We start from the raw sequence: 25539 nt of genomic DNA, 5'->3' as shown, positions 1-25539 counted from the left end.
ATCAGTCCTCGTTCGACGCTGCGGCAAGCTTACGGTCGACGTCCTCGACATCGCCCTCCGCAGCTATGATGCGATCCTCGCAAGCCGAGCACGCCTGCGCGATCACCGCCGCGTTCTGCCCTGCCTCATGCAAGTCCCGCACCAGTTGCTCGGTGGCGCCGCTTCTGCCGATTTCGAGTTCCAGGCGCAGCACGTCCATTTCGATGCCGGCGCGTTTCTGGTTGAGCCGCAGCGCTTCCGCGGTAAGCGCCGAGACGCTGGCGACGAGACGGAGCCGGCGAGCAAGCAGCGCGTCACGCCGGGCTGTGTGGGATCCTCCGGTCATTTTTCGCTCCCCAAAGGCCCCTGCGGTTTCTCGAAAGCCGACAGCAATTTGGGCAATGTGCCGGCCTGCGACTGGAACTGTTTTTCGGCCGTTTCGATGTGGCTCTTGAGCTGGTCCCAGATGTCGACGCGGATCATCGATGTCGTGTCACCGGTCAGGCGCTCGATCTCTTCGATGCGGAACTGGCGCGTCAGCGAAACCCCGGAAAACACGAAGTCGCGCAGCAGGATCGCATGGCTTTCGATGAACAGATGGATCATCGGATGCGTCTTTGTGGTGACGCCGCCGCCGGCAAGCTCGGCCCTGATGAAGTCCTGGAAATGGTTCTGCAGGCGGTGTTGGCTCTCGCCCATGAAGCGCATGACGAAGACCAGGTCGCGCGGCATCAGTTTCACGAGATCGCCGCTGACGCCATCGGCATGGCTGGATATTGGCTCGGGCGGTTCCCTTCGGTCTCTATCGTTCGGCATGGTCTTTCTCCAGCGCTAGGCCTGTGCGTGGGCCATGACCGTCAAATAGTAGAGATAGACGAAGAGTTAAACAGAAAATATGAGTGTTGTGATTTTCTGCAATTGCTAACTAAATATGCTGCGCGTGCGAATATACGGTAAATATTACAGGCGTAAGTTACAACTGTAAAAGAACGTTACAGTTGGCTGCCGGGTGCGCGCCGAAAGAGCGGCAATTTTGCTTTGAGCGCCAGCCATGGGACTGTTTCGAAACTGGCACGACGCTTGCACTGTTCATTCTCACAAGAAGCCCATCGCGCTTGACGCGGTGCCAAAAGAACGAAGGAACGGAGGAAGCAGAACCGCTTCGATACGCCCATCGCAGATGCGGTTGGCGCTGCGGCTCCCTGTCAGACGCCTCGAAACCTTTGCCCCGATCCACTTGAACGGCCGGACCTCGGGTCGCGCCTCGACGCGCAACGCTTTGTCATGCCGCTCGCACTCTCACTGGCGGTGCTTGCCGCTTCATGCCGGGGTCAAGGGACCTGCGGCTCAAACCTGGTGGAGGCTTATGACCATGACGTCTCTGACGCTCAACAAGATTACCTCGCAACGCGGAATCTCCGTCGGCGAGGCGACCAAGAAGATTGCCGATCTCGGCTGGAATCCGTCCTACGTGCAGGAAGCAATGACGTTTCCGACCGACTACAAGATCAACAAGACGCCGCGCGACCCGATGAAGCAGGTCCTGCGGTCCTACTTCCCGATGCAGGAAGAGAAGGACAACCGCGTCTATGGCGCGCTCGATGCCGCCTTGCGCGGCGACATGTTCCGCAATGTCGAGCCGCGCTGGGTCGAGTGGATGAAGCTCTTCCTGGCCATCATTCCCTTCCCGGAAATTTCGGCTGCCCGCTCGATGGCGATGGTCGCCCGCATCGCACCTGGCGAGGAACTCCGGACCGGTTTCACCATGCAGATGATCGACGAGTTCCGCCACTCGACCATCCAGATGAATCTGAAGAAATGGTACATGGAGAACTACATCGATCCGGCCGGCTTCGACATCACCGAAGAGGCCTTCGGAAAATGCTATGCCACCACCATCGGCCGGCAATTCGCGGAAGGCTTCATCACCGGCGACACCATGACCGCCGCTTGCATGTACCTGACCGTGGTCGCCGAGACCGCCTTCACCAACACGCTGTTCGTCGCCATGCCTTCGGAAGCCGCCCGCAACGGCGACTACGCGCTGCCGACCGTCTTCCTGTCGGTGCAGTCCGACGAGAGCCGGCATATCGGCAATGGCCACTCGCTGTTGATGGCAGCACTCAAGGAGCCGGAAAACCACCTCTTGCTGGAGCGCGACCTGCGTTACGCCTTCTGGCAGAACCATGCCATCGTCGATGCGGCAATCGGCACCTTCATCGAATACGGCACCACCAACCGCGACAAGAACAAGGAATCCTACGCGGAAATGTGGCACCGCTGGATCTATGAGGACTATTATCGCACCTACATGCTGCCGCTCGAGAAATACGGCATCAAGGTCCATCACGACGACGTCCAGGCGGCTTGGGAACGCATCACCAAGAAGAACTATGTTCACAAGGTAGGACAGTTCTTCGCGGTCGGCTGGCCGGTCAATTTCTGGCGCATCGAAGCCCAGACCGACAAGGACTTCGAGTGGTTCGAGCATAAGTATCCAGGCTGGTACGCCGAGTTCGGCGACTTCTGGAAATGGTACGCCAAGCTCAGCCACAAGGGCGAGAAGGTGCTGCTGTTCAACAGCGACGTCGGCTACGTCTACCCGCACCGCTGCTGGTCCTGCCTCGTCCCTTGCCTGATCCGCGAGGACATGGTGGTCGGCGAGATCGACGGCCAGCTGCACACCTTCGCCCATGAGCTCGACAAGTGGACCGCAACGGTCGCCTTCGCCGACGAGTATCAGGGCCGTCCGACGCCGGCGATGGGCCGCTTCAGCGGCAAGCGCGAGTGGGAGACGCTCTATGACGGCTGGGATCTGGCCGATGCGATCAAGGACCTGAACTTCGTCCGTTCCGACGGCAAGACGCTGGTTCCGCAGCCGCATCTGCGCTTCGACGACAAGGAGATGTGGACGCTCGACGATGTGCGCGGCAACAAGCTCGGATCGCCGCTCAACGCGCTGCGTGCCATGTCGCCCGTGGACCGCGAGAAGCACCTGGCGGAATACGCCAAGGGCTTCACCATCACCCCCTGCAACTGATCAGGCCAAAGGGGGCGGGTTGGTCCCGCCCCTTCCTTTCACTGGAGGTCCGTATGTCGGAAACCCACACGGTCAGGCTCAGCCCGGTTGGCGTCGAATTCGACGTCGAGCATGGCGAAACGGTGCTCAACGCCGCCTTCCGCCAGGGCATTGCGCTGCCGCACGGCTGCAAGGAAGGGCAATGTTCGGCCTGCAAAAGCGTGTTGCTCGAAGGCGAAGTCGACATGCTGAAATATTCGACCTTCGCGCTGAACGACATGGAGAAGGAGAGCGGGCACGTCCTGTTGTGCCGCTGCATCGCCTTCTCCGACCTGGAAGTCGAGCTTCTCAACTACGACGAGGAGATTTTGGCGAAAGCGATCGCCGTGAAGACGTACAAGGGCCGGATTGCTCGCATCGAGCACCTGACCCACGACATTCGCGGCATCGAGATCGAGCTCGGCTCCCCAATGAAGTTCTGGGCGGGGCAATATGTCGACATCACGGTTACCACGCAAAAAGGGGAGACGATTACGCGCTCGTTCTCCATGGCAAATACGCCGGACCAAACCGAAAAACTCTCCTTCATCATCAAAAAATACCCTGAGGGAAAGTTTTCCGGAGAACTCGATTCCGGAGGCATCGAAGCCGGAGCCGAAGTCACCGTCGTCGGACCCTACGGAACCTGTTTCCGCCGCGACGAACGGCAAGGACCCCTGATCCTGGTCGGCGCCGGCTCGGGCATGTCACCGATCTGGTCGATCCTCAATGACCATTTGAAGAGCGGCGAGAAGCGTCCGGTCTATTTCTTCTACGGCGCCCGCACCCGCAATGACCTGTTCTATCTCGACAGGATCGCCGAGCTGGTCGGCAAACATTCCGACGTCACCTTCATTCCCGTGCTGTCGCACGCGAATGACGACGCCGAATGGCAGGGCGAACGTGGCTTCGTGCACCAGAGTGTCGACGCCGTGCTCAAGCAACTGGCGGTCGACGGGCAGGGCGATGTCCATGCCTGTGGCCCGCCGCCGATGATCGATGCGCTGCAGCCGGTGCTGTTCATGAACGGCTTCGAAACCGAGCGGATCTTCTTCGACAAATTCACCACATCGGCGGGTGCAACGCCGGCCCATTGAGGGCGGCCGCGCCAAGCCAACCACAACTGCAACAAGGGAGAGAGACTATGCCTGCAACCTCGAGTTCAGTCGGATCCGGAGCCGCCGGCGCGGCGATCTTCGCCGACTCCGACAGCCGGAAATACCGGTATTTCGACCCGAAAGGCCAGCGAGCCACCCACTACGAGGACATGACGGTCGACGTTCAGCCCGACCCGGAACGCTACCTGATCCAGGACTGGATCATCTCGTTTGCCGACGGCAAGGGCGCCTATGTCAAGCAGAACACCGCCGCGCAGAGTTCCAACTGGCACACCTTCCGCGCTCCCGACCAGGAGTGGGAGCGCACGCACTACCAGCGCCAGTCGAAGATCGAGACCATGGTGCAGAGCGTCATCAACAATGCGCGCAAGTCGGGCACCCCGAAGACCTTCGACAAGGCCTGGGTCAAGATCCTGCAGACACAGCTCGGCGCCTGGAAACACGCCGAATTCGGGCTCGGCACTTCGCTGATGCAGGCGCAGCGCTACGGCTACACCCAGATGATCAACAACGCCACGCTGACCAATTCGTCCTACAAGCTGCGGCTTGCCCAGGACATCACGCTCTACCTTGCCGAGATCGGTATGGACTTGCCCGGCTGGGACGACGAACTCGGCAAGAAGGCCTGGCTCGAGGACAAGAACTGGCAAGGCACCCGCGAAGCGGTCGAGACCATCATGGGCGCGACCGACTATCTCGAACAGTACTTCGTCATCAACATCGTCTTCGAACCGCTGGTCGGGGAAGTGTTCCGCTCAGGTTTCCTGATGCAGATCGCCGCCGCCAACCACGACTTCATCACGCCTGCGGTGATCTCGGCAGCCGAGGCCGACTACGAGCGCAACCTCGCCAACACGATCGACCTCATGCACCTGCTCGCCAATGACGAGAAGCATGGCGCCGCCAACAAGAAGCTCTTCCAGGGCTGGGTCAAGAAGCACGGCGCGCTCGCCGACAAGGCAGCCACCGGCCTGCAGCCGATCTGGTCGATGCCGCATTCCAAGCCGGTCGCGTTCGCGGATGTCCGCGCCAAATCCGAGGAGCGGATTGGCCAAATCCTTGGCGAACTCGGCCTCAAGCGCTGACACGGGAGAAATCGTCATGTCAACTACAGCACGCGATGCATCGCATTCCAACATCTTCAAGGCGATGAAGGACATCACCTTCGAGCAGACGATTTCGCACCAGTGCGGCGTCACCATGAACGACTCGGTCGAGGCTCGCGCCATCGCCGAATTCATGGGCCAGAAGCCGGGGGTGACCATCACCTACCAGCCGGCGCTGATCCGCATCGACGGTGACGGCAAGCTGATCTTCAAGATGGACGCGATCGGCGAATATCTCGGCCGCGAGATTTCGGCCGAGACCTTCGAGGTCAACACCTCCACCCATTACGGCCGCATGGTTCGCGTCGACGACAACACCGTGATCCTGTTCGGCAACATGGACGAGATGTTCGAATACATCGAATAGCCGCCAAAAACCTGGCGCGCCGTTGCATACGGCGCGCCGACCCGTCAACGCGACCATTGTGGAGGCAAGTATGTACAGGACACCGGAAGGCAAGGACATTTTCGTGGTCGACGGCCACACCCATTTCTGGGACGGCAGCCCGGAAAACCAAAAGAATATCCACGGCAAGCAGTTCATCGAGTGCTTCTACGCCTATCACACGGGGCTCAGCCCGAAGGAACAGCTGTGGGAGAAGAGCAAGTTCGAGAAATACAGTGCCGACGATCTCTATCGCGACTTGTTCATCGACGGTCCCGATGATGTGGCGATCGTCCAGTCGACCTATCTCAAGGACTTCTACAAGAAAGGGTTCAACACGATCGAACGCAACGCCGAGGTGGCCAAGCGCTATCCGGAGCGTTTCATCGTCAATGGCGCCTTTGATCCCCGCGATGGTGAGAAGGCGCTTGAGTACATCCACTTCCTCAAGGAGACCTACGACGTCAAGGGAGTGAAGATGTACACGGCCGAATGGAACGGCGCCTCCAAGGGCTGGAAGCTCACTGACCCCGATGCCTACAAATGCTTCGAGCTCTGCGACAAGCTCGGCATCAGGAATATTCACGTCCACAAGGGTCCGACCATTATCCCGCTCAGCAAGGACGCCTTCGACGTGCATGACGTCGACCACGCTGCGACTGATTTCCAGAACCTCAACTGGATTGTCGAGCACTGCGGCCTGCCGCGCCTCGACGATTTCTGTTGGATCGCGACGCAGGAGACTAACGTCTATGGCGGGCTGGCGGTAGCGCTGCCCTTCATCCATTCCCGCCCGCGCTATTTCGGCGAGGTCATCGCCGAACTGCTCTTCTGGATCGGGCCAGAGAAGATCCTGTTCGGTTCCGACTACGCGATCTGGACGCCGCGTTGGTTGGTCGAGAAGTTCTGGGCCTATCAAATCCCCGAGGATATAGCCGCCGAAAGGGGCGTGCAGCTGACCGACGAGATCAAGGAAAAGATCCTCGGGCTCAACGCCGCGCGTCTCTACAACATCGACATCGAAGCCAAGAAGAAGGCGCTCGCCAGCGCGCCCTTCAGCATCGCGGCGGAGTAGGAACCATGGCAACCGCCAGCGTTTCCGACGGCCGCGAGAAGGAACTCTGGCGGCGCCTTGGTGAGGTCGACGACCCGGAACTCGACGAACCCGTCACGGAGATGGGCTTCGTCGAGCGGGCCGAGATGACGAGCGATGGTAGCGTGGAGATAGACTTCCGCCTGCCGACCTACTGGTGCTCGCCAAACTTCGCATTCTTGATGCTGGACGGCGTGCGCAAGGCGCTCGACCAGCTCTCATGGTCGCCCGCCTATCGCGTGAAGCTGCACGACCATATGTTCGCGGAAGAGGTCAATCGCGGCATAGAGGCCGGCAAGACATTCGGCGATATATTCGCCGAACTTGCCGAGGATCAGGATCTCGGCGCTTTGCGCGAAACCTTCAGGATGAAGGCATTCAAGCGGCGCCAGGAGGCAGTCCTGCGCGGCCTGCGGCAGCACGGCCTGACCGATCAGGAAATCCTGGACATGGACCTGCCGGCATACGATGTCGCGCGCTTCGAACCGGGCGAAGCGGCCAAACAGAAGCCGAGGTACAGGGCGGCTCTGCTTGAGCGTTTTCCCGGCCGCCGGGCGGATGATCCTGTTTTCGTGACATGGGAAGGGCAACGCATACCGGCTGGCGCACTCAGTGCCCATCTCGCCGAACTGCGCGGTGTGCGTATCAATATGGAGTTCAACGGCGCGCTTTGCCGTGGGCTCAAGCTGACCAGATACAAGGAACTGGATGTGGTCGACGGCGAACCGACGCTGGTCGATTTCATCATGGATCGCGTGCCGGCACGGGCCGCGCCGACCGCCTGAAGCAGAGCTGAAACAACGGCCTCCCTCGCACGAGGCACCTAACCAACAACCCGCCCGTAAGGCGGAAGGAGGAATCATGCCCAAAATTATGCTTCACAATTCCGAAGCGCGCCGTGCTCTCGCCCGTGGTGTCTTTCGGTTGGCCGCTGCCGTCGAGCCGACACTCGGCCCCAAAGGCATGAACGCCATGATCGACCGGCCGATCGGCACGCCGATGGTGACCCGCGACGGCGTCAGCATCGCCTCCGAGATCGAACTGCACGACCGTTTCGAAAACATGGGCGCGCAGGTCGTCCGCGAAGTGTCGATGCAAACCAACGAGGTCGCCGGCGACGGCACCACGACTGCCATCGTGCTCGCCAACGCGCTCATCCAGGGTGGTGTGGAGGCGAATGAACGCGGCGCGAAATCCGTCGATCTGTGCAAGGGCATCGACCTTGCCGTGGCGGCGGTGGTGGCCGCGCTCAAGGCTTCGGCCAAGCCCGCCAAGGGCAACGGCATTCTCGCTTCGGTCGCGCACATTGCGGCGACCAATGCCAAGCTTGGCGCGCTGGTAGCGGAAGCCCATCAGCGGGTAGGGGCCGAAGGCGTCATCACCACGGACTTCAGTGTGACCACCGAGACCACGCTCGATGTGGTCGAGGGCATGTCCTTCGAACGCGGCTATCTCTCGCACCACATGGTGACCGATCAGGAGAAGATGGAGGCGGTTCTCGAACGGCCTTACATCCTGATGACCGACCTCAAGATCAAGGAACCCGGGCAGCTCGATGCGGTTCGCCGCATTGCCGACGAGGATGGTCGGCCGCTGCTGATCGTCTCCGAGGAAATGTCGCCGGAAGTGGTGGTGACGCTGCTCGGCAAGCAAGGACCGGGAAAATACCTCGTCGTCCACCCGCCGGAATATGGCCATTGGCGCAAGGCGATGATGGAGGATCTGGCCATCATCACCGGCGGCAAGGTAATCGCGCGCGACCTCGGCGGCAGGCTGGAGGACATCACCGCAGACGATCTCGGAAGGGCTGACCGGGTGAAGACCAGTTCGTCCTACACCTCGATCATTCGCGGCGGCGGCGATCATGCGGCAATCGCATCGCGCCGCGCCCAGGTGCAGCGGCAGTATGAAGCCTCGCCGCCGAACATCGATCAGGACAAGCTGCGCGAACGCCTGGCCAAGCTCTCTGGCGGCACCGCGATCCTTTATGCCGGCGGTGTCACACCGGTCGAGCAGAAGCGAACCATCCAGCTCATCGAGGATTCGCTGAATGCGGTGCGCGCCGCATCCGAAGAGGGCGTCGTCGCCGGCGGCGGGTCGGCGCTTGCCCAGATCGCGCCGCTGCTCGACAAGGTGGCCGGCGTCGACGGCGATGTCGCCGAGGGCGTGCGCCTGGTGCGGTCGGTGCTGTCGCGGCCGCTCTGGCGCATCGCCGCCAATGCCGGCGCCGATCCCGAAGCAGTCGTGGCGGAAGTCACGCGCATCAACGGCGGCTATGGCTACAACGCGTCTGCCGGCAGCTACCAGAACATGTTCGAGGCAGGGATCATTGATCCGGTTCGTGTCACCTACACAGCACTCGCCAACGCAGCTTCGGTGGCGACGCTGATCCTGACCACCGAAACGCTGATTGGCCATCTCGCCGAGGACGAGGATCCGACGGCCGGACCGGCTCGCGGTGGCGGCTCTGAAAAGCTCGGCCGCGCCTGAAGCAATTCCAGACAATCTCGACGTTGAAAGGATACGACGATGAAAGCTGCCAGACTGTACGAATACGATCCGAAGATGAACATCCAGCTCAAGATCGAGGAAGTCAAGACTCCGACAATCACCGCGCCCGACGAGGTGATTGTGCGGGTGGGTGCTGCCGGCCTTTGCCGCACCGACCTGCACATCATCGAGGGCGTGTGGAAGCCGACCATGGATCCCGAAGGCACGCTGTTGCCCTACATCATGGGCCACGAGAATGCCGGCTGGGTCGAGGAGGTCGGCAGCGGTGTCAGATCGATCAGGCGCGGTGACGCGGTAATCTGCCATCCCTTCCGCTCATGCGGCATCTGCCTCAACTGCCGGCATGGCGAGGACATGTATTGCGACAACGGCCAATTCCCCGGCCTTGGCATGAATGGCGGCTTCGCCGAATATTTCATCACCAGCGAGCGTTCGCTGATCAAGCTGAACGCCAATGTCACGCCGATCGAGGTGGCGCCGCTGGCTGATGCCGGGATCACCGCCTACCGCGCCGCCAAGCGGGCGGCGAAGCTCTTGAGGCCGGGGAGCTACTGCGTGCTGCTCGGCATTGGCGGGCTCGGCCATATCGCGCTGCAATCGCTGCACGCGATTTCGGGCTGCCGCATCATCGCCGTCGATCGCGAGCCGGCAGCACAGGTGCTGGCCAAGGATCTTGGCGCCGACTACGTCCTTGATGGCGGGCCGAACATCGTCGAGGAGGTCAGCCAGATCACCGGCGGCGGCGCCCATGTGGTGATCGATTTCGTCGGTGAACTCGGTGTCGAGAACATCTGCTGGAAGATGGTGCGCAAGGGCGGGCAACTGTTCGTCGTCGGCTATGGCGGCAATATCAACGTGCCGACCGCGCATCTCGTCATCGAGGAGATCAACATCGGCGGCAGCCTGGTCGGCAATTTCACCGAGCTTGTCGAACTGATGGAACTGAACGCCGACGGCAAGGTGAAGATGCACTACACCGAGTATAACCTCGCAAGCATCAACACCGCGCTCGACGATTTCAAGAACCGACGGTTCACCGGACGCGGCGTCATCGTTCCCTGAAACATTTGGACCGAACGCGGCGCCGAACGGCTACCGCGTCCGGTTCGATCTGACTGCTTGCCTGACCCGGCAAGCCTTCCTTCTGAGCTCCGTGGCTGATGCCATGGCATTTCCGTATCGGGACGTCAGCGAAGCGCGATCCTGAAACGAGTTTCCTTGCTTCGTGGTGTGGAAAACGGGAGGACAACATGGATCTTGTTACAGGGCTGGCCGTCGTCATCGGCATTATGGGTGGCATTGCAACGTGGGCAGCGATCACGATCGGCAACCCCTATCTGCTGATCTGGGCGGTATTTGTGGGCTGGGGGAGTTTCTATCACTGTGGCGGCAAGGCAGCCGGGTTCAAGAATTCGGCGGTTGCAAACCTCTGGGGAGCGATCTGCGCCGCCGGCGCATTGATAGCACTGACGTCCATTGGTGTTACGGCGATCATGGCCGGCATTTGCGTCGGCATTTCAATCATAGTCCTGATTCTCGCCGCCAAGCTGCCTTTGCTGAGCGCCATTCCGTCAGCGGTCTATGGCTACGCAACGACCGCCGCGCTTTTTCTGCTTGCCGCCGCCGCTTACGGCGAAGGCGCCAGCGGCATCACCAAGGTCGCGGCCGCTGCGGTGATCTCGCTGATCATCGGCAACATCCTCGGCTATGTCTCAGAGAAAGTGACCGGTGCTGTCGTAAAGGCCTGATCATTTCCGCGTCCGCTGCCTGAAGGCAAGCTAGTCGACGAACTTCCCCCAGCCCCGCGGCGCGAATGCCGCGGGTTTGTGCCGGTGAACGGACCTGGGTCTAGATGAAACCGCGCCGGATGCCGTATTGTCCGAGCTTGCGATAGAGCGTCGGCCGCGAAATACCGAGCCTCAGCGCGACCTTGCTGAGATTGCCACCCTCTGCGGCGAGCGCGTTCTTGATGACCTGGCATTCTGCATCCTCGAATGTGCACACCGGTGCTTCGAGCATGGCTGCGGGATGATCGCCGTGCATGGTCATATTGTTGCGATTGCCCGCACTGATTTCCCCGGGAAGATCCTGAAGCTCAACGGTGCCGCCGCGCGCCAAGATGTGCAGCCGCCCAATGAGGTTCTTCAGTTCCCGCACATTGCCCGGCCAATGGTAGGCGAGCAGGGCCTCGAGCGCCTCGTGCGAGAATTCAAGCGGGTCCTCGCCTGCTGTGGCGGCGATCTGCCGGTTGAAATGTTCGATCAGCAGCAGCACATCCTCACCGCGCTCGCGCAGCGGCGGGACCGTGATCGAGACCGCACCAATTCGATAATAGAGATCGCGCCGGAAGCGGCCGGCGGCAACTTCCTGCTTGAGATCGCGATTGGTCGAGGCGACCATGCGCACATCCACTGGGCGACCCCGGCTGTCGCCAATGCGGTTGACCACGCGCTCTTCCAGGACGCGCAGCAGAAACGGCTGGATCTCGAGTGGCAATTCGCCGATCTCGTCGAGACTGAGGACGCCGCCGTTGGCGAGCTCGAAAACACCTGGCTTGCCGTCCCGCGAGGCGCCGGTAAAGGCGCCGGCGACATGGCCGAACAATTCGCTGCCAAAAAGATCCTTGGTGATCGCCCCGCAATTCATCGCGATGAACGGATCGTTCGCCGCGCGCCGGCTGCCTGCATGGACGAGCCGGGCAAACAGCTCCTTTCCAACTCCCGTCTCACCTTCGACCAATAACGAAGCCGCGCTGTTCGATTGAGCGACACGACAGGCGATTTCAACGGCGGCCAGCAGCGCCTCACTCTTGCCAACGATCATGGCGACAGCATCCTGAAGGTGCTTGCTCGCTTCGCTACGGACCACCGTCACGCTGGAGACTGTCGGCACGGACGGGAACACCAGTGCCGCGCCGCGGAGGTCGCCGTCGAGCTTGAGTGGCGTGATGTGGCAGGATCGCAGATGTGCCGGCAGCGCCTTGGTGAGGTCGGCGTCCGACCCGGACGACGGAAGGTTCATCAGCCAACGGCCACGACCAGGTTCCATCGGACCGTCCATCATTTCTGTGGTCTCGCCGTCGGGCACATTGTTGCAGAAGATGGCGCGGCCGCGATGGTCGACGATCACCAGCCCGTCTTTTCGGCGGTAGCTGGGAGCCGAGGAAATGAAGGCTTCGAGCAGGCGCGTGCGCTGTTCCTGCTGCTGTTCGGCCAAGGCCTTTTCGATTTGCCGGGCTGTGGCGGCAACGAGCGCGGTGTTGTGCGGCCGGAAGATCGGCGAATAGCCTGACAGGTCGACGACGCCGATGATCTTGCCGTCGAGCGGATCGCGGATCGGCGCGCCAGCGCAAGTCCAGGATTTGATGCCGGCGCAGAAATGCTCGGCCGCATGGACGAAAGTCGGCTCTCCGGTCCACAGCGCCGTGCCGATGCCGTTGGTTCCGACGGCATCCTCGTTCCATTTGCCGCCGATGGCGAGGTGGATATCCATGCCGTCATGCAGCGTCTTCTTGTCGCCGATGGCGTCGATCAGCACGCCGTCGCTGTCGGCCAGAACCAGCATCGCGCCCGTCCCATCCAGCAGCTGGCCAAGGGAGGCGAACGACCGCCGCGCCGCCGAAAGCAGTTCGGCATTGGCGCGGGTCAGATATTCGATCTCGTCGCGATCACTGCTCAGCGGCGCTTCAATACCTTGAGCGTTGATGCCGCCGGTGGCGCTGCGATACCAGGAATCGTGAATGAGAGAGCGGACGTGGTTGGGTTGGATTGGAGCGCGGGCACATTTGGGCTCGTCGGCCAGAAAAGTTTCCCAGGCGCGCATGGTAGCGCGCTCGTCATAGTCGATGTTGCTCAGAACCATTTGCCCAGCGGCCAGCGACGCACGCGCCGGAACAGCATCGATCTTCATCTGATTGGGGCCTATCTCGCGTTTCATTCAGCCATCACAGAAGCTTTTGAGGTATGCCATTTCTGTATGCTGTCGCGCTCGTATGCTGACGCGGATTGGACGTGCACAAGCACGCCCAGGCGTCTGCACGGTCAGTCGATGCCGAGTTTCGCGCCGATGTCGGCGGCAAGCTGTTCTTCGGTGTAGGTGGCGGCAAGGCGGGACCCGTCCAGGTCGGCAAGCGCCTCGGCGACGGTTTCATCGACCGGCGAGAAAAAGCCATTCTGCTTCGTTGCCAGGACGAAGATCTGTTCCCCACTCCGATTGCGGATATCACCGATATGATGAAGTTGGCGGCCTGTGTTCTGATCTTTCGAGACCACGCGGCCGTTCATGGTGACCTGGATGGACGGCCTGGCTTCGGGCACAGGCACCGCGCCGCCACCAACATGAATGATCAGGCCTTCCGCCTTCGGTTGCTGGCGTGGTTTCCTGGAAGCCGAATAGCCGCCGCCGCTGATCTGGTCGGCAAGGCGAACGATGGTCGAACGGTTCTGCTCGATCAGTCTTTTGACTTGTACGTCCTCGCGCCGCGGGCCATCCCGCTTGGAGATAATCTCGACCATGAATCCTCCCAGATTCGCTCAGCATTGCCGTTGATACGGCTCATTTCTTCTTTTGTGGTGAACTCTACACCGCCTCGGTGAAGTTCGCCATTCATATCACATAGCGCCAAAATTCGGGTCGCTGGTAGCAGGCGGCTGCTACACGGGATTTCCGGTACCCCGACATTTTGAATAAGTGCCCGCCGGTCAGGCTGCCTTGTTCGTGAATTCCGAGGGTTCGCTGTCGAGTGGTTGCCTGTCGCGCAGATAGAGCGCGCACGTGGTGCGCAGCATGGAGGCAAAGTTCGGGATATGCCCGTTGATCTCCAGTGCTTCATCGTAAAGCGTCGAGAGGAATTTCGGCGCCGTCATCCCCTGTCCATGGGCGATCTCGTCCAACAGCGTCCAAAAAGTGGCCTCAAGCTGGATGCTCGTTGAATGGCCACCTATTCGAATGGAGCGATTGACCAGCCGATACCCTTCCGGATCCTGCCCGGCAAAGACCTTACACATGCGAAGACCTCCCGTTTGATGGCTTTGTGCGAAAGCGCGGTTTCTGCGCTCATCCGCCGGGATGATACCAACCCAACGCGCATTTTCTGCTCAATTTGCAGTGACTACAATCGGACCTTAGTGCGTAGACCAGCTTTAAGCCAATTTCTCGACGTGGTAACCGGCTGCCACCCCTTTTTGCAACCAATGGGCCACGGTAGGCGCGTTACGGAGACCACGCGGCAGACTGGAGGCTCCTTTGGCGAAAGCAATTCATTCCATGATCCGGGTGGTGGACGAGAGCCTGTCGGTCAGTTTCTACAGAAGGGCATTCGGATTCGATGTTGCGGACCGATTGGATTTCGTCACGTTCACACTGGTTTATCTGCACAATGCGGAAGCCGATTTCGAGCTTGAACTGACGATCAACAAGGGCAGGGAAGAGCCCTACGCGCTTGGTGACGGCTATGGCCACATGGCTCTTTGCGTCGACGATATCGAGACAGAACACAAGCGCTTGGCGGCGGCAGGTTTCAATCCGCGAAAAATTGTCGAGTTCAACCACGAAGGCGAGCTGCTTGCGCGGTTCTTTTTCGTGAGCGACCCCGACGGTTACCAGATCGAAGTGCTGCAGCGCCACGGCCGCTACCAATAGGGCGTTGCGCGCCGCATGTGGCAGTGCAATCTGACTTGGCTGTCGGCCAGGGCATGAGTGCCAGCGTGCGGCTCCACTGGCGGCCGATCTGCCTGAGGCTTACCGGATCGGCGTCTCGCCGCGAAACAGCGGCTGGTGCGCCCGCATCAAGGCGGCAATCCGGTCGGCGACTTTCCGTACCGGCGGGGAGTGACGTTCCTCGTGATGGGTGACGATCCATTGGTCGGTTTCAAGTTCGGGGATAGGCTGAGCAACGCGAACCAGCCGCGGATCGCCGTCACCGACGAAGCACGGAAACACCGAAAGGCCGGCGCCGGCGGCCACCAGTTCGCGCACCGAATGGGTGTTGTTGCCGCGTACGGCGATGCGGTCGCCGTGATGGGCTTGCAGCCAGCGCGCCGAGGCAATGTTTGCGCCTTCGCCGGTGACGCCGACGAACAATCCGGCGGCGATGCCATTGATCAGGTGACGTCCGGAATAAATGGCGTGGGCGACCTTGCCGCTCTGACGGCCGGCCAGCCACTGCTCGGTCGGGCGCTCGCTGCGGATGCCGATGTCGGCGGCACGGCGGCCGATGTCGACCCGGTCGGTAGTGGTGACAAGCTCTACCCTTATGCCGTCATCGACCGTCCAGATCTCGCCGATATGGGCGGAAACGAAGGCCGAGGTCCAAGGCCCGGCCGAGACGCGAACAATGCGGTCGGGCAGGTTTCCCTCGCGCCAGCGGGTCAGCGACTGCATTGCCGCTTCGACGTCTTCGGCGCGCCGCAGCAGTTCCTCGCCGACCGGGGTCAGCCGGTAGCCGGTCTGCTGGCGCACGAATAGAGGTTCGCCGATCTGCTTTTCGAGCGCGGTGACGCGTCGTCCAAGGGTGGCTGCGCTGAGGCGCGTGGTTCCCGTCGCTGCGCTCAAGCCACCCAGCCGCGCAACGTCGAGAAACAACCTCAGATCGTCCCAGCCGATATCCATTTTGCAGAAATGAAAAACTCCTTGCGACCGTGGCTGTAGCGCGGGAGGAGCTCAGGCGGCCTCAGACCTGTGGATCAGATTCATGATGCCCTCGCTCATGCCGGCATAAGATCCGTCATTAATTAGCTGGCCCTGAAGCCGATAGTCGTTCATGACCAGAATCCTGTCAGCAAGCAGGATCATTTCGGGCATGTCGCTCGTGATCAGCAAAATGGCAGTGCCGTTGTCGGCGAGTTCTCGCAGCAAATCGTGCAGGTAAGCCTTGGTCTTGATGTCGATGCCGACTGACGGCTCGTCAACCAGCAAGATCTTGACGCCTGCTGCCAGCCATTTGGCGACGCTGATTTTCTGCTGATTGCCACCCGAAAGGTTGGCCACCGTCTGCGCGAGGCTGGGTGTTTTCACCTCAAGCTTCTCGATGTATGGCGTTACCTTGTGTCGCACGAGGCGGTCGGTGAGGAATCCGAGAAGTGCCGAAAGGGGGCGCCACACTGCAATTCCAGCATTTGACAGCACCGAATGCATCAAGACCAGACCTTCGCCCTTTCGATCTTCGCTGACGTATCCCACACGATGCGTGTGGATGGCTTCGCCGACCGACCCGATCTTAACCGGCTTCCCGTCGATCTCGACGGTACCAGCCGTCAGCGGAAACTGACCCAGGATGCATTTTGCAAGCTCGGTCCTTCCGGCGCCCACGAGGCCATAGAGGCCCACAATCTCGCCTTGTCGGACATGCAGATTGACGTCCGAATGACCTAAAGATGTTTCAATGTTCTTGAGCTCGATGGCCGGAGGAGCCCCAGTCGAGTTGCGCTCCCGCCAGCCGCCTTCACCCTCGGCCCGGCCGATCATCAATCGGACAATGTCTTGCCGCCCCAGGCCCTCCATTGGCCGGCTTTCACAGGCATTCGACCCATCCCTCAGCACTGTGACGCTGTCGCAAAGCTCCTGCGCTTCTTCCAGCTTATGGCTGACAAATAGCAGGCTGGCGCCTTGGTCTCGCAGCTTTCGCAAAAACGAGAATAATAGATCAGTTTCACTCGAGGTAAGTGATGCGGTTGGTTCATCCAGGAGAAGCACTCGCGAGCGCAGAGACAAGGCCTTGGCGATTTCGACCAGCTGCATCTTGGCGACGCTAAGGCGCGATACCGGGGTTCTTGGGTCGATGTCTAGGCCGAGGGCCTCAAGCCAACGCGCGGCCTGCTTGTTCAAGTCGGCATAGTCCACCGGCTTTAGCAACGAAGCCCCTAGTTGCTCGAGATGGATATTTTCCGCAACAGAAAACCTCGGGATAAGATTCCGTTCTTGATGTACGACGCCAACACGATGAGCGATGGCCTCGCGCGGCGAGCCGAAATGAACCTCTTGGCCCTCCAGGATGAGGCGGCCGGCATCGGGGTGGTGAACACCGGTAATGATCTTGATAAGCGTTGACTTCCCTGCGCCGTTTTCGCCGAGCAAAGCATGTATGGAATGAGTTTTAAGTGTCAGGGAAACGCCCTTTAGGGCCTTTACGCCTGGAAAGGACTTCTCAATGCCCAGAGCCTGGAACGCTATCTCGCTCGCCATTTCAGAGCCTCTTGAGATTTCGTGACAAACGACTTTCCCGAAAACGATTGGCGCCGACTGCCGCCAAGATCATTGCGCCCAGCACGACCTGCACGAGGAACGGGTCGATGTCGAAAAGCACTAGGGCTTGGGTGATTATTGCAACGATCACCACCCCGAGCAGCGTAGCGGGCACGCTGACGTGTCCGCCGGCCAAGACCGCGCCGCCGATCACGGGCGCGGCAAAAGACAAAATTAGCCAGTCGTCGCCGATCGTCGGTTGACCCATTTGTAAACGGGCAACAAGGAGAAGACCGGCAAGCGCTGCAAGAAACCCCGAAAGCGCGTGCGCGATGACAACTGTATTTGCAATCGATATTCCCGACAATTCTGCGGCATGTTGATTGCCGCCGACTGCCAAAATAAACCGCCCTATGGGTTGCCGATTAAGCATGAACCACAAGGCTAGGCCGACAGCCATGGTCGGGAGCATCAACCAAGGAATGATCCCGAAGATCGCGCCCTGTCCGATGGATTTCACGCCGTCTGAGATGTTATAAAAGGGTTGGGCATGTGTGATGCCCAAATTGATGCCCTTGTAAACGGACAGGCTGGCGAGGGTAATTACGAACGCCGAAATGCCAGTTCGGGCGATCAGAAATCCGTTTATTACGCCGCATATGACCCCAAGCGACAGCGCGCTTAAGGCGGCAAGGAATGCCGGCACGTGCCACGCGTCCATCATGCCGGCGAAAACAATAGCGCAAAGACCGCCGATAGCCCCGACAGACAAATTCATCTGACCGATAGCGATGATGAGCATTTGCGAAAACGCGATCAGGCCATTTACTGCAATTGCGAGCAGCAGCACCTGAATATTCAATGGCGACAGGAATGATGGGTTGAAGCCCCCCACGATCGCAACCGCCACGATCGTAACCAGCAGCGGCCCAAACCAGTCGCTCCGCACGGCGTTGGCCAAGGAGCCGTTCATGCCATGTTCCTCCGGGCCAGAAAGGTTCGGCGTGTTTTGTCCATCAATACCGCAGCCAGCAAAAGCAGACCCAAAAAGCTCTGAATCCAGAAATCACCCAGCTGTAATAGAAGCAAACCACTAGTCAGCATTGTCACCAGAAACGCACCCAGGCACGTCCCCAGCACCGATGCCTTACCGCCCGCCAAAAGTGTTCCCCCCAACACAGGACCAAGGAACGCGATGAGCAGCCAGTCCTGTCCGAGTTGTCCCGCCATTGATGGGATCGCCGCTCCATTGCGTGCGACTAGCATCAGAGCCGCACAGGCGGCGAGCGCGCCAGACAGCATGTGGCAGTATATGAAGATGCGCCCGACATTTATGCCGGACATCTCCGCCGCTTCGGGCTTGGCGCCAGCAGCCAGCATCTCCCGCCCAACCGCCGTCAAATTATAAAGATATCCCAGAAGCAATGCAGCCAGGAGGCTGACCAGGAGGAACGGAGAGAAAAAACCCAACAGCTTGAGGCGTCCGAACGCTGCAAAGACGGGTGGCAGAGCGCGATAGGATTCTGCACGCGTCAGGAAAATCATTACGCCGAAGAAAATGCTCATTGTAGCGAGCGTGATGATGAAGCTGTGCAATCCTGTGCGAACGGAAGTCCATCCGTTGATAAAGCCCAGCAAGGCGCCAAGGGCCACCGCTGAGAGAATTGCGAGTGGCCATGGAAGCCCGACCACCTCAATGAGATAGCCGCAAGTCATTGCGGCACAAACGCCGATCGCCCCTACAGCAAGGTTCAACCCCCCAGTTATAACGACGACCATCATGGCCAAGCCGATCATGATGTTGACGGCTGCGATACGACCGAGGGTGAACAAATTGAAGGCCGAAAAGAAACCCTCTGTTGTGAATTTGAAGGCCAGAGCAAAGATCACAATCAGGGCAATGAGCCCGAACTCATTGGTCAGATAGAATCGTGTCTCGGTGGCATTTCTGCGCGGCTTGCCGACGATGTCGCCACTCGGACCCTTCGCCGGCACATCTGAATAAGACATGGTTTCGCACCTTCAATGGCTAGGCTGCCATCTTATCAGGCCTGGCTCTGGGTCACGACAGACACCGTGCAATTTGGTTAGACGACCGCCGGGTCTGCTTGAACGCAGCCCGGCGGCATTGGCGGAAGTCTCGTTACTTGCAGGTCAGATAAGTCGCCTGGAAGGTTTCAAAGAGCTTCTTGGTCGTGTCGCGCATGGCGTCAACATAAGTGTCGATTTTGTCGGCCGCGACATAGACGGTTCCCGAGTCGATGAACTTGTCAGTGAGGGCATTCTTCTTAAAAGGCGCATCGGTCTTGACCGCGCAACCCGAACGAAGCTTGTCGAGAACGAAAGTGCCGATATAGCCTTGACCATACGGATTCTGCAGCATTGTGCCATTCACAAAGCCATCCTTGATCGCCTTCAACACAACTTGATCGTGATCAATGGCTACCATCTTGATCCGCTTGTCGCCGATCTTTCGGACTGCGTTCGATGCTACAACCGCAGGGACCCAAGCGGTCGTGATGATGCCATCGACGTCGTTGGCGTGAGCTGCCAGGTAGGCATTAATCTTTTCCTCGGCTGGCTCGGGCGCATCAATGTCAGCGATGACCTGGACGACCGTTGCGCCTTCTTCCTCCGCCGCTTTTTTGACGGCGTCGATGCGAAGCTGGGTATTCGGATCAACAAGGAAGCCGGTGAAATGAGCAATGCGCTTCTTGGTGCCCGTCAGTGTTTTCAAAAGCTCCTTGGTTCCAATGTATGCTGAATTGCCAGTGTCGGTGCCGAGGCAGAAGGTTGCTGAAGAAGGATCCTTGAAGCACCCTGCGCCGCCGATGACAGGCGCGCCATTGGACACGAGCTCGTCGACGGTACTGACCGATCCGACGGGGTCACCTGGGAAAATCAGAAAACCGTTGTAACCCTGGGTCAAAAGGCTCTCGAGCAGCTGGTTCTGCTGGCTGAGTTCCCACTTTTGCGGCACCTTGTAGTCTGCTGCGGCCAGGCCAAAATCCTTGGCAGCATCCTTACCAGCTTGCTCCCACGCCGCGAAGTAGGGGTGCGGACCTCCGGGAACCAGCGCAATTTTTGAATCTCCAGCGGCGAAGGCGGACCCCACGCCTATTGCGGATAGCAGTCCAATCGCGAGCACGCGACGCAAATAGTTCGACATCAAAACTCCTCCCGTTGAGAGCGCCGCCTTCCCGCTTGAAATTGTCGAGACCGCCAGCGCAAATGGCTTGCATTCAGCGCCGAAGTTCTAGTACACTTGTATACAAGGTGCAACTGCTTTTTTGTTGATGGCATTTTTCCGCGGACATTGTGCAAGAAGGCGAGCGGAACGCGATATCGCGTTGCGACCAGAATGGAGCGAAAGCCATGTCTTCCGGATTGGCTGAACTAGACGTGTTTTTGAACCGGCGCAGTTCAGCGAGTGAGCAAATTTACTCCGTCCTGCGCGAGGCAATCGTGCGTGCGAAGCTCTTGCCTGGCGAATCGATTAGTGAAAACGCGGTGTGTCGCCAGTTCAATGTGTCTCGCACTCCTGTGAGGGCAGCGATTCAAAGATTGGTCGAAGACGGACTTGTAACCGTCTTTCCGCAGCTCGGCAGTTTTGTTTCGCAAATTGATATCGTCAGCATCCAAGACAGCCATTTTGTCCGCCGTTCCCTGGAAACTTGCCTTCTTCGCGAAGTTGCGCCGCGTTGGACGCCAGCGATGAGCGCTGAAATGCGTTCACTGGTGGCGGCTCAAGAACGGAGTATCGCTGAGGGCGATATTGACGGATTTCACGACAATGACGAGAATTTTCACCAATTGTTTGCGTCTTTCGCGCAGCGACCGGGAGTTTGGACGACCATCCACGCTGCTAAAGCCAAGCTGACTCGCTTTATTCGCTTCTCCGGCAATGCCGCACGGTTTGCGGTGGTGCTGCAGGAGCATTTGGCAATTCTGGATGCGCTGGATGCCAATGACGGACCCGGTGCGGAAGCCGCATTGGTCGCCCATCTCGATAAAATCTTTGGCCTTTTCGACGCGCATGCGTCGGAGACACGCCATGCCGCCGTCTGACCAAGCAACGGAGAATTCCCGCTTGCAATCGCTAGAAGGAAAAACCGCTGTCGTAACTGGAGGCGCAGGCGCTATCGGCTCCGCAATCGCAGTGGAACTGGCGCGCGCCGGCGCTCAAGTAGCAGTCATGGATCTGCTCCCCGAGGCCGCAGAGGCCCTGGCGTCGCGGATAGGGCATGGCGCCGTTGCCGTCGGTGTTGATCTGGCAGTTGAGAGTTCGACGCGCGCGGCGGCGGAGAAGGTTCTTCAGCACTTCGGTTCGGTCGATATTTTGGTCAACAATGCTGGCATTCTGTCGAACCACAAAATGGCAGATACCTCGATCGAGGAATGGCGAAGGGTCAACTTAGTCAACGTAGAAGCCGCATTCCTTCTCGCCCAGATATTTCTTCCAGGGATGCGCTCGAAACGGTGGGGTCGGGTGATCAATATCTCCTCCTATGCCGCCAAAAGCGGAGGCTTGACCGCAGGGACGGCGTATTCAGTTTCGAAGAGCGCGATGATCGGGCTGACCTTTTCAATTGCCCGCGAGACCGCTGGCCAGGGCGTGACCTCCAATGCAATTGCGCCTGCCTACGTAATGTCGCCGATGGTTTCCGAACAGCTCAACGACGAACAGCGCGCGGCGCAGCTTGCTCAAATCCCGGTCGGGCGATTTTGCGAACCTCAAGAAGTCGCCCACACCGTTTCATTCCTCGCGTCACCTCTAGCCGGTTTCATCACGGGCGAGGTTATCGACATGAACGGTGGTCTCCATTTCGATTGAGCTGCATACAATGGAAAATCGTCTTTCTTACGCCAATTTGGCGCTCGCATCAGCCGGTGTCCAAATTCCTCGGTACGATCGACGGAGTGTGACGCCCGGAATCGTGCATCTCGGTATCGGCAACTTGCACAGGGCCCATCAGGCAATCTATACGAATGATTGCCTGGCCGCGGGACAACTCGATTGGGGCATCATTGCAGTTTCCTCCGGAGTTCGGACACGCGGGACGCGCTTGCTCCCCAAGATGGTTTGTGCACAGTTGTCAGTCATCAAGGTGAACAGACGAGCCTTCGGATAGTCGGTTCTATCGGCCATATTCTTGTCGCACCGGAGGGCCCCGCTCAGCTGCTGGAGGCGCTCTTTGACCCGCGGATCAGGATCGTGACTTTGACAGTCACCGAGAAGGGCTACACGGTCATCTCGGGCGGCGGCTCCGGCCACGAGCCGGCCCATGCCGGTTTTGACGGTACGACGGCTTCACTGTTGCCGGCAGCCGTCCGGTAGTTTGTTCGCGTCTGCTTGGCGGGCCTGCGTCACGCCCCGCCGTCCAGTGGGCTATCGAGTTCGTGCCTCAAGACGCGTTAACTAGAAGCTGAACGTCTGCACGAGCGTGCCTGACATTTAGTCAAGGAACGAACACTGTCCGGTTCTGTGTAGGTTTTCGGATGCCGTTCGGCGATAGAGATAGCTCTCGGAAAGGCCGAGGCGGCGGCACGACTGGACGGCTGGTGATGAATGAAGCACGGTGCTGTCGCAGATTGCAGCCGTCGTCTTCACAACAGCACGCTCCCACGGCTTCATGGTCCAGCGGTCGCCGAGTTCCAACCGCTTGCGGACCCATTGGGGTAGGATCTCGACGGCCGCCTTCAGAAGCGGCCGCTGAAGGGGTCGAGCAACTCCCGGCAAGGCGGGAACTTCTTCCATGATCTCCAGGAACTCCGACACGATCGGCGACGCGACGAGTCTTTGCCTCATCACGTCGAGCAGCGCGTAAAGCTCGGCCTGAGACGTGGGCGCGCCGACCGCACCATAGAGAAGCGCCACGGGGCGAGCCTCAGCAAACATCGCGTCCCGTTCGAAAAAATGCAGACGATGCACATAGGTGTGATAGGCCTCCATGAAACCAAACTCGGCCGTCGCTTGCACCCAGTCCAGCAGCTCCGGGTCGGTGGCGTGGTATGGCTCGCCTTCGCTGGTTCGACCCGAAACGCGCCCATGCATCCTGACCGCATCTTCAATCATGGCCTTAGCCTTGGATCGGGGGCCGTAGACCGTGACCAAAGCAGCGAGGCCCGTACGCTGCAATCGTCGGAGCGCGAGGGAGCGGAAGCTGCTGTGCTGCCAAATGGCGTCGCGAACCCGCGGCTCTGCCAATTCGAGCAGCACCGCCGTTACCCCGCCGATGAACAGCGCAACAGGGTTCTTAAAAATGCGCCAGGTTACGGAATTGGGTGGTAACAGCGCCGGCTCGCCTTCCGGAGTCGAGAAGTCCATCTGAGATCCGAGCCGCTGGCGCATGAACGACTGGGCAAGAGTGTCCACACGACGCTCAAGCGGGCGAGGCAGAGAAATGATGCCCGAGTTGCGAAACATGGTACGCCTCGGACTACTGAGAATAGCAAGCGTTAGACCTGTGGCTAGCGGATGCAATATGCACGAACGTCTTTGGTCTTCCCGTCGTTCCAAATCATCCTCGCGCGAAGCCGATGAACGCTGCTTGATCTGCCCTGTTGCCAATGATGATGGAGCAAGGCTCGGGCGTCGTCATCCATGTCACCTCGATCCAGCGCGAGCTTCCGCCGTAGTCGGGCCTCGTCCGCCGATAGGAGAAGGCAAGATCTTTTTGGCTTGACGACACCGGCACCGAGCATGGATCCGGCGATCGCGCCGCCCAGCGTTCCCGCATCTCCCGGTTCAAGGTGATAAAGGCGCTCCCGACATAGCGTCCTGTGCCACGCTCAGCCATTAGGGCGAAAGCCGGCTTTCCGGGTTCACGCTCGACGCCGAGCAACTCGTGCTGGCGTCGGGTGATGGCTTTCCGCAAGGCTCCGAAGTCAGACAGGCCAGTCCCGTTCAATACGACGATCTCACCGTCGATGATGGCGCTTTCCACGTCCAGTTCAGCGGCGGCCTTTGCGAGGGCGATGCCGATGGCGAAACTGTCCGAAGGCGACACGATCACGATGACGGCGCGCGGGGAACGCCTCGCCGAAATACCGGACCTCTCCACCGCGTCCGCCCTCGGCAATCGCGACAGCATGCTTGGCTTTCGACACATCGACACCGACGTAAAAAACGTTATCTTGCTCCATGGCCCGTCCTTTCTTCGCTTGGGGCTCGGCTCGGCACTCCCGAGCAACCCCCGTTTGCTTAACAGCTGCAAAGACTAAGGGCGGGCCGCCGCTCAGACCACGGTCATAACGTCTAATAGCCATCGCAACCTTACCCGCCAAATCGTCCTTGTTGCGCCAATATTTGACGAGCTTCTTTTCATACAGCTTTCGGAATCTCTCGAGTTTGGCCTTTTTCTCGAACTCGACCTTTTCCGCGGCCCACGTCTTGCGAGCACCGCCTTCGAGCAAAAACGCCACGGTAGGCACGCCTTGGGCGACGGCGTACTCGTACTCCATCTGGGTGGAGCTCTTACCCTTCAACTCTGAGCCGTACCGCTCTGCTACGATGAGTACGTAGTAGTCGCTGTCATCGATGCGCCGCTTAATGTAATCCCATTGAGTGTCGTCGCTGGCTTGGAATGCCTCCATCCCCACAGGAATATGCCCGAGGGTTAAGAACGGCCTCGATGACCGACCGTCTTTCGTCCACCAAATCGGCATAGGTCGAGCTGACGAAGATTTGGTATTTAACGTCCATGCGGCTTCACCCTTCGATCCGCCCTTGTAAGTCTGCAAGCAGGCTGGGGATAACGTTCCGTGCCCGCATGAAGATGCCGAGTCATGATTCTTGCAAGGGGTGAAGCGATCAAAGCCCGACCCGCGCGCTGGCACGCTAGGTTGCCCGGTTTGCCGGAACGAATAATCACTTGCGGCCGAGGAGTATGAAACGTGCGGTGCCCCCCGCCGCAGCGACAGCCTTCGCTATTCCTTCTTGTCGACCAGCGCCCGTAGTGCCGAGACGTCATGCAGCAATAACCTGCTGCCGCGCTTTTCGATCAGGCCTCTCTTGGCGAGATCGCTCATTTCGCGCGAGACCGCTTCCCTGTGCGTGCTCATCGTTGCCGCCAGCTCGGAATGCGTCGGTGCCGGGCTTATGGACA

The 25539-nt window shown here is 59.6% G+C and carries 27 protein-coding genes and 1 pseudogene; 13 read left to right on the top strand and 15 right to left on the bottom strand.

Annotation, left to right across the window (positions count from 1 at the left end; all coding sequences use genetic code 11):
* Nucleotide 1: 1 nt before the first annotated feature.
* Both NKI97_RS32840 and NKI97_RS32835 read right to left on the bottom strand, forming a co-directional pair.
* Nucleotides 2-325, bottom strand: a complete 324-nt coding sequence (locus tag NKI97_RS32840; RefSeq protein ID WP_023675584.1) for a hypothetical protein — start codon at nt 323-325, stop codon at nt 2-4.
* Complete coding sequence (locus tag NKI97_RS32835; protein WP_023675585.1) at nt 322-795, bottom strand: hypothetical protein; 474 nt, start codon at nt 793-795, stop codon at nt 322-324. The genes NKI97_RS32840 and NKI97_RS32835 overlap by 4 nt, the downstream gene beginning before the upstream one ends.
* A 550-nt stretch (nt 796-1345) precedes the next feature.
* Here NKI97_RS32835 and NKI97_RS32830 point away from each other — a divergent pair.
* The 9 genes from NKI97_RS32830 (at nt 1346) to NKI97_RS32790 (ending at nt 10998) form a co-directional block, all read left to right on the top strand.
* On the top strand, nt 1346-3019 hold the full coding sequence (locus NKI97_RS32830) for an aromatic/alkene/methane monooxygenase hydroxylase/oxygenase subunit alpha (protein WP_502907140.1): 1674 nt from the start codon (nt 1346-1348) through the stop codon (nt 3017-3019).
* Nucleotides 3020-3072: 53 nt separating this feature from the next.
* On the top strand, nt 3073-4134 hold the full coding sequence (locus tag NKI97_RS32825; RefSeq protein WP_023675587.1) for an NADH:ubiquinone reductase (Na(+)-transporting) subunit F: 1062 nt from the start codon (nt 3073-3075) through the stop codon (nt 4132-4134).
* Between the two features lie 47 nt (nt 4135-4181).
* Nucleotides 4182-5240: an aromatic/alkene monooxygenase hydroxylase subunit beta gene (locus NKI97_RS32820; protein ID WP_352838378.1), complete on the top strand. Its 1059-nt coding sequence runs from the start codon at nt 4182-4184 to the stop codon at nt 5238-5240.
* 16 nt (nt 5241-5256) lie between these two features.
* Nucleotides 5257-5628 (top strand): MmoB/DmpM family protein, encoded by a 372-nt coding sequence (locus NKI97_RS32815; RefSeq protein WP_352742682.1) that lies wholly within the window; start codon nt 5257-5259, stop codon nt 5626-5628.
* A gap of 70 nt (nt 5629-5698) precedes the next feature.
* The gene (locus tag NKI97_RS32810; RefSeq protein WP_352838377.1) at nt 5699-6721 is read left to right on the top strand and encodes an amidohydrolase family protein; all 1023 of its coding nucleotides are present in this window, start codon (nt 5699-5701) and stop codon (nt 6719-6721) included.
* Nucleotides 6722-6726: 5 nt separating this feature from the next.
* Entirely contained in the window at nt 6727-7524 is a 798-nt protein-coding gene (locus tag NKI97_RS32805) for an iron-sulfur cluster assembly protein (protein ID WP_352838376.1), read from the top strand.
* Between the two features lie 76 nt (nt 7525-7600).
* Nucleotides 7601-9229, top strand: a complete 1629-nt coding sequence (locus NKI97_RS32800) for a molecular chaperone GroEL (RefSeq protein WP_352838375.1) — start codon at nt 7601-7603, stop codon at nt 9227-9229.
* 39 nt (nt 9230-9268) lie between these two features.
* Nucleotides 9269-10312 carry an NAD(P)-dependent alcohol dehydrogenase gene (locus NKI97_RS32795; protein ID WP_352838374.1) on the top strand — a complete coding sequence of 348 codons (1044 nt, stop codon included), beginning with the start codon at nt 9269-9271 and terminating at the stop codon, nt 10310-10312.
* 188 nt (nt 10313-10500) lie between these two features.
* Nucleotides 10501-10998: a DUF1097 domain-containing protein gene (locus tag NKI97_RS32790; RefSeq protein WP_352838373.1), complete on the top strand. Its 498-nt coding sequence runs from the start codon at nt 10501-10503 to the stop codon at nt 10996-10998.
* A gap of 100 nt (nt 10999-11098) precedes the next feature.
* Here NKI97_RS32790 and NKI97_RS32785 read toward each other — a convergent pair whose 3' ends face one another.
* From NKI97_RS32785 to NKI97_RS32775, 3 genes are all read right to left on the bottom strand, one after another.
* Complete coding sequence (locus NKI97_RS32785) at nt 11099-13186, bottom strand: sigma-54-dependent Fis family transcriptional regulator (protein ID WP_352838372.1); 2088 nt, start codon at nt 13184-13186, stop codon at nt 11099-11101.
* 104 nt (nt 13187-13290) lie between these two features.
* Entirely contained in the window at nt 13291-13764 is a 474-nt protein-coding gene (locus tag NKI97_RS32780) for a hypothetical protein (protein ID WP_023675596.1), read from the bottom strand.
* Nucleotides 13765-13950: 186 nt separating this feature from the next.
* The gene (locus NKI97_RS32775; protein ID WP_023675597.1) at nt 13951-14256 is read right to left on the bottom strand and encodes a ribbon-helix-helix domain-containing protein; all 306 of its coding nucleotides are present in this window, start codon (nt 14254-14256) and stop codon (nt 13951-13953) included.
* A gap of 238 nt (nt 14257-14494) precedes the next feature.
* Between NKI97_RS32775 and NKI97_RS32770 the strand changes: the two genes are divergently transcribed.
* Nucleotides 14495-14890, top strand: coding sequence for a VOC family protein (locus tag NKI97_RS32770; protein ID WP_023675598.1), 396 nt, complete (start codon nt 14495-14497; stop codon nt 14888-14890).
* Between the two features lie 99 nt (nt 14891-14989).
* Here NKI97_RS32770 and NKI97_RS32765 read toward each other — a convergent pair whose 3' ends face one another.
* The 5 genes from NKI97_RS32765 to NKI97_RS32745 form a co-directional block, all read right to left on the bottom strand.
* Complete coding sequence (locus tag NKI97_RS32765) at nt 14990-15859, bottom strand: LysR family transcriptional regulator (RefSeq protein WP_352501394.1); 870 nt, start codon at nt 15857-15859, stop codon at nt 14990-14992.
* Between the two features lie 51 nt (nt 15860-15910).
* On the bottom strand, nt 15911-17431 hold the full coding sequence (locus NKI97_RS32760) for a sugar ABC transporter ATP-binding protein (protein WP_352838371.1): 1521 nt from the start codon (nt 17429-17431) through the stop codon (nt 15911-15913).
* A gap of 1 nt (nt 17432) precedes the next feature.
* Nucleotides 17433-18404, bottom strand: a complete 972-nt coding sequence (locus NKI97_RS32755) for an ABC transporter permease (RefSeq protein WP_352838370.1) — start codon at nt 18402-18404, stop codon at nt 17433-17435.
* A complete protein-coding gene (locus NKI97_RS32750) occupies nt 18401-19441 on the bottom strand; it encodes an ABC transporter permease (protein WP_352838369.1) in 1041 nt (346 codons plus the stop codon). Before NKI97_RS32750 ends, NKI97_RS32755 begins: the two co-directional genes overlap by 4 nt.
* A gap of 133 nt (nt 19442-19574) precedes the next feature.
* On the bottom strand, nt 19575-20600 hold the full coding sequence (locus NKI97_RS32745; RefSeq protein WP_023680812.1) for a sugar ABC transporter substrate-binding protein: 1026 nt from the start codon (nt 20598-20600) through the stop codon (nt 19575-19577).
* 206 nt (nt 20601-20806) lie between these two features.
* Between NKI97_RS32745 and NKI97_RS32740 the strand changes: the two genes are divergently transcribed.
* From NKI97_RS32740 to NKI97_RS35610, 3 genes are all read left to right on the top strand, one after another.
* Nucleotides 20807-21499, top strand: coding sequence for a GntR family transcriptional regulator (locus tag NKI97_RS32740; RefSeq protein ID WP_352838368.1), 693 nt, complete (start codon nt 20807-20809; stop codon nt 21497-21499).
* Nucleotides 21486-22265, top strand: a complete 780-nt coding sequence (locus NKI97_RS32735; RefSeq protein ID WP_352838367.1) for an SDR family NAD(P)-dependent oxidoreductase — start codon at nt 21486-21488, stop codon at nt 22263-22265. Before NKI97_RS32740 ends, NKI97_RS32735 begins: the two co-directional genes overlap by 14 nt.
* 381 nt (nt 22266-22646) lie before the next feature.
* Nucleotides 22647-22769 (top strand): hypothetical protein, encoded by a 123-nt coding sequence (locus NKI97_RS35610; protein WP_502894702.1) that lies wholly within the window; start codon nt 22647-22649, stop codon nt 22767-22769.
* Between the two features lie 117 nt (nt 22770-22886).
* Here NKI97_RS35610 and NKI97_RS32725 read toward each other — a convergent pair whose 3' ends face one another.
* The 5 genes and pseudogenes from NKI97_RS32725 to NKI97_RS32705 form a co-directional block, all read right to left on the bottom strand.
* Nucleotides 22887-23858, bottom strand: a complete 972-nt coding sequence (locus tag NKI97_RS32725) for an oxygenase MpaB family protein (protein ID WP_352838366.1) — start codon at nt 23856-23858, stop codon at nt 22887-22889.
* 94 nt (nt 23859-23952) lie between these two features.
* Nucleotides 23953-24378 carry a hypothetical protein gene (locus tag NKI97_RS32720; protein WP_352785944.1) on the bottom strand — a complete coding sequence of 142 codons (426 nt, stop codon included), beginning with the start codon at nt 24376-24378 and terminating at the stop codon, nt 23953-23955.
* A gap of 7 nt (nt 24379-24385) precedes the next feature.
* Nucleotides 24386-25099 (bottom strand): DUF4062 domain-containing protein, encoded by a 714-nt coding sequence (locus NKI97_RS35605; RefSeq protein WP_502907139.1) that lies wholly within the window; start codon nt 25097-25099, stop codon nt 24386-24388.
* Nucleotides 25065-25136 (bottom strand): annotated as a pseudogene (locus NKI97_RS35600) (hypothetical protein); the annotation flags it as partial. The pseudogene NKI97_RS35600 and the gene NKI97_RS35605, both read right to left, overlap by 35 nt.
* Nucleotides 25137-25360: 224 nt before the next feature.
* Complete coding sequence (locus NKI97_RS32705) at nt 25361-25534, bottom strand: helix-turn-helix domain-containing protein (RefSeq protein WP_352838384.1); 174 nt, start codon at nt 25532-25534, stop codon at nt 25361-25363.
* Nucleotides 25535-25539: the final 5 nt, after the last annotated feature.

The sequence above is a fragment of the Mesorhizobium sp. M0296 genome, assembly GCF_040321675.1.
In the GTDB taxonomy this organism is placed as follows: domain Bacteria; phylum Pseudomonadota; class Alphaproteobacteria; order Rhizobiales; family Rhizobiaceae; genus Mesorhizobium.
This window is presented reverse-complemented; position numbering and strand designations above follow the sequence as displayed.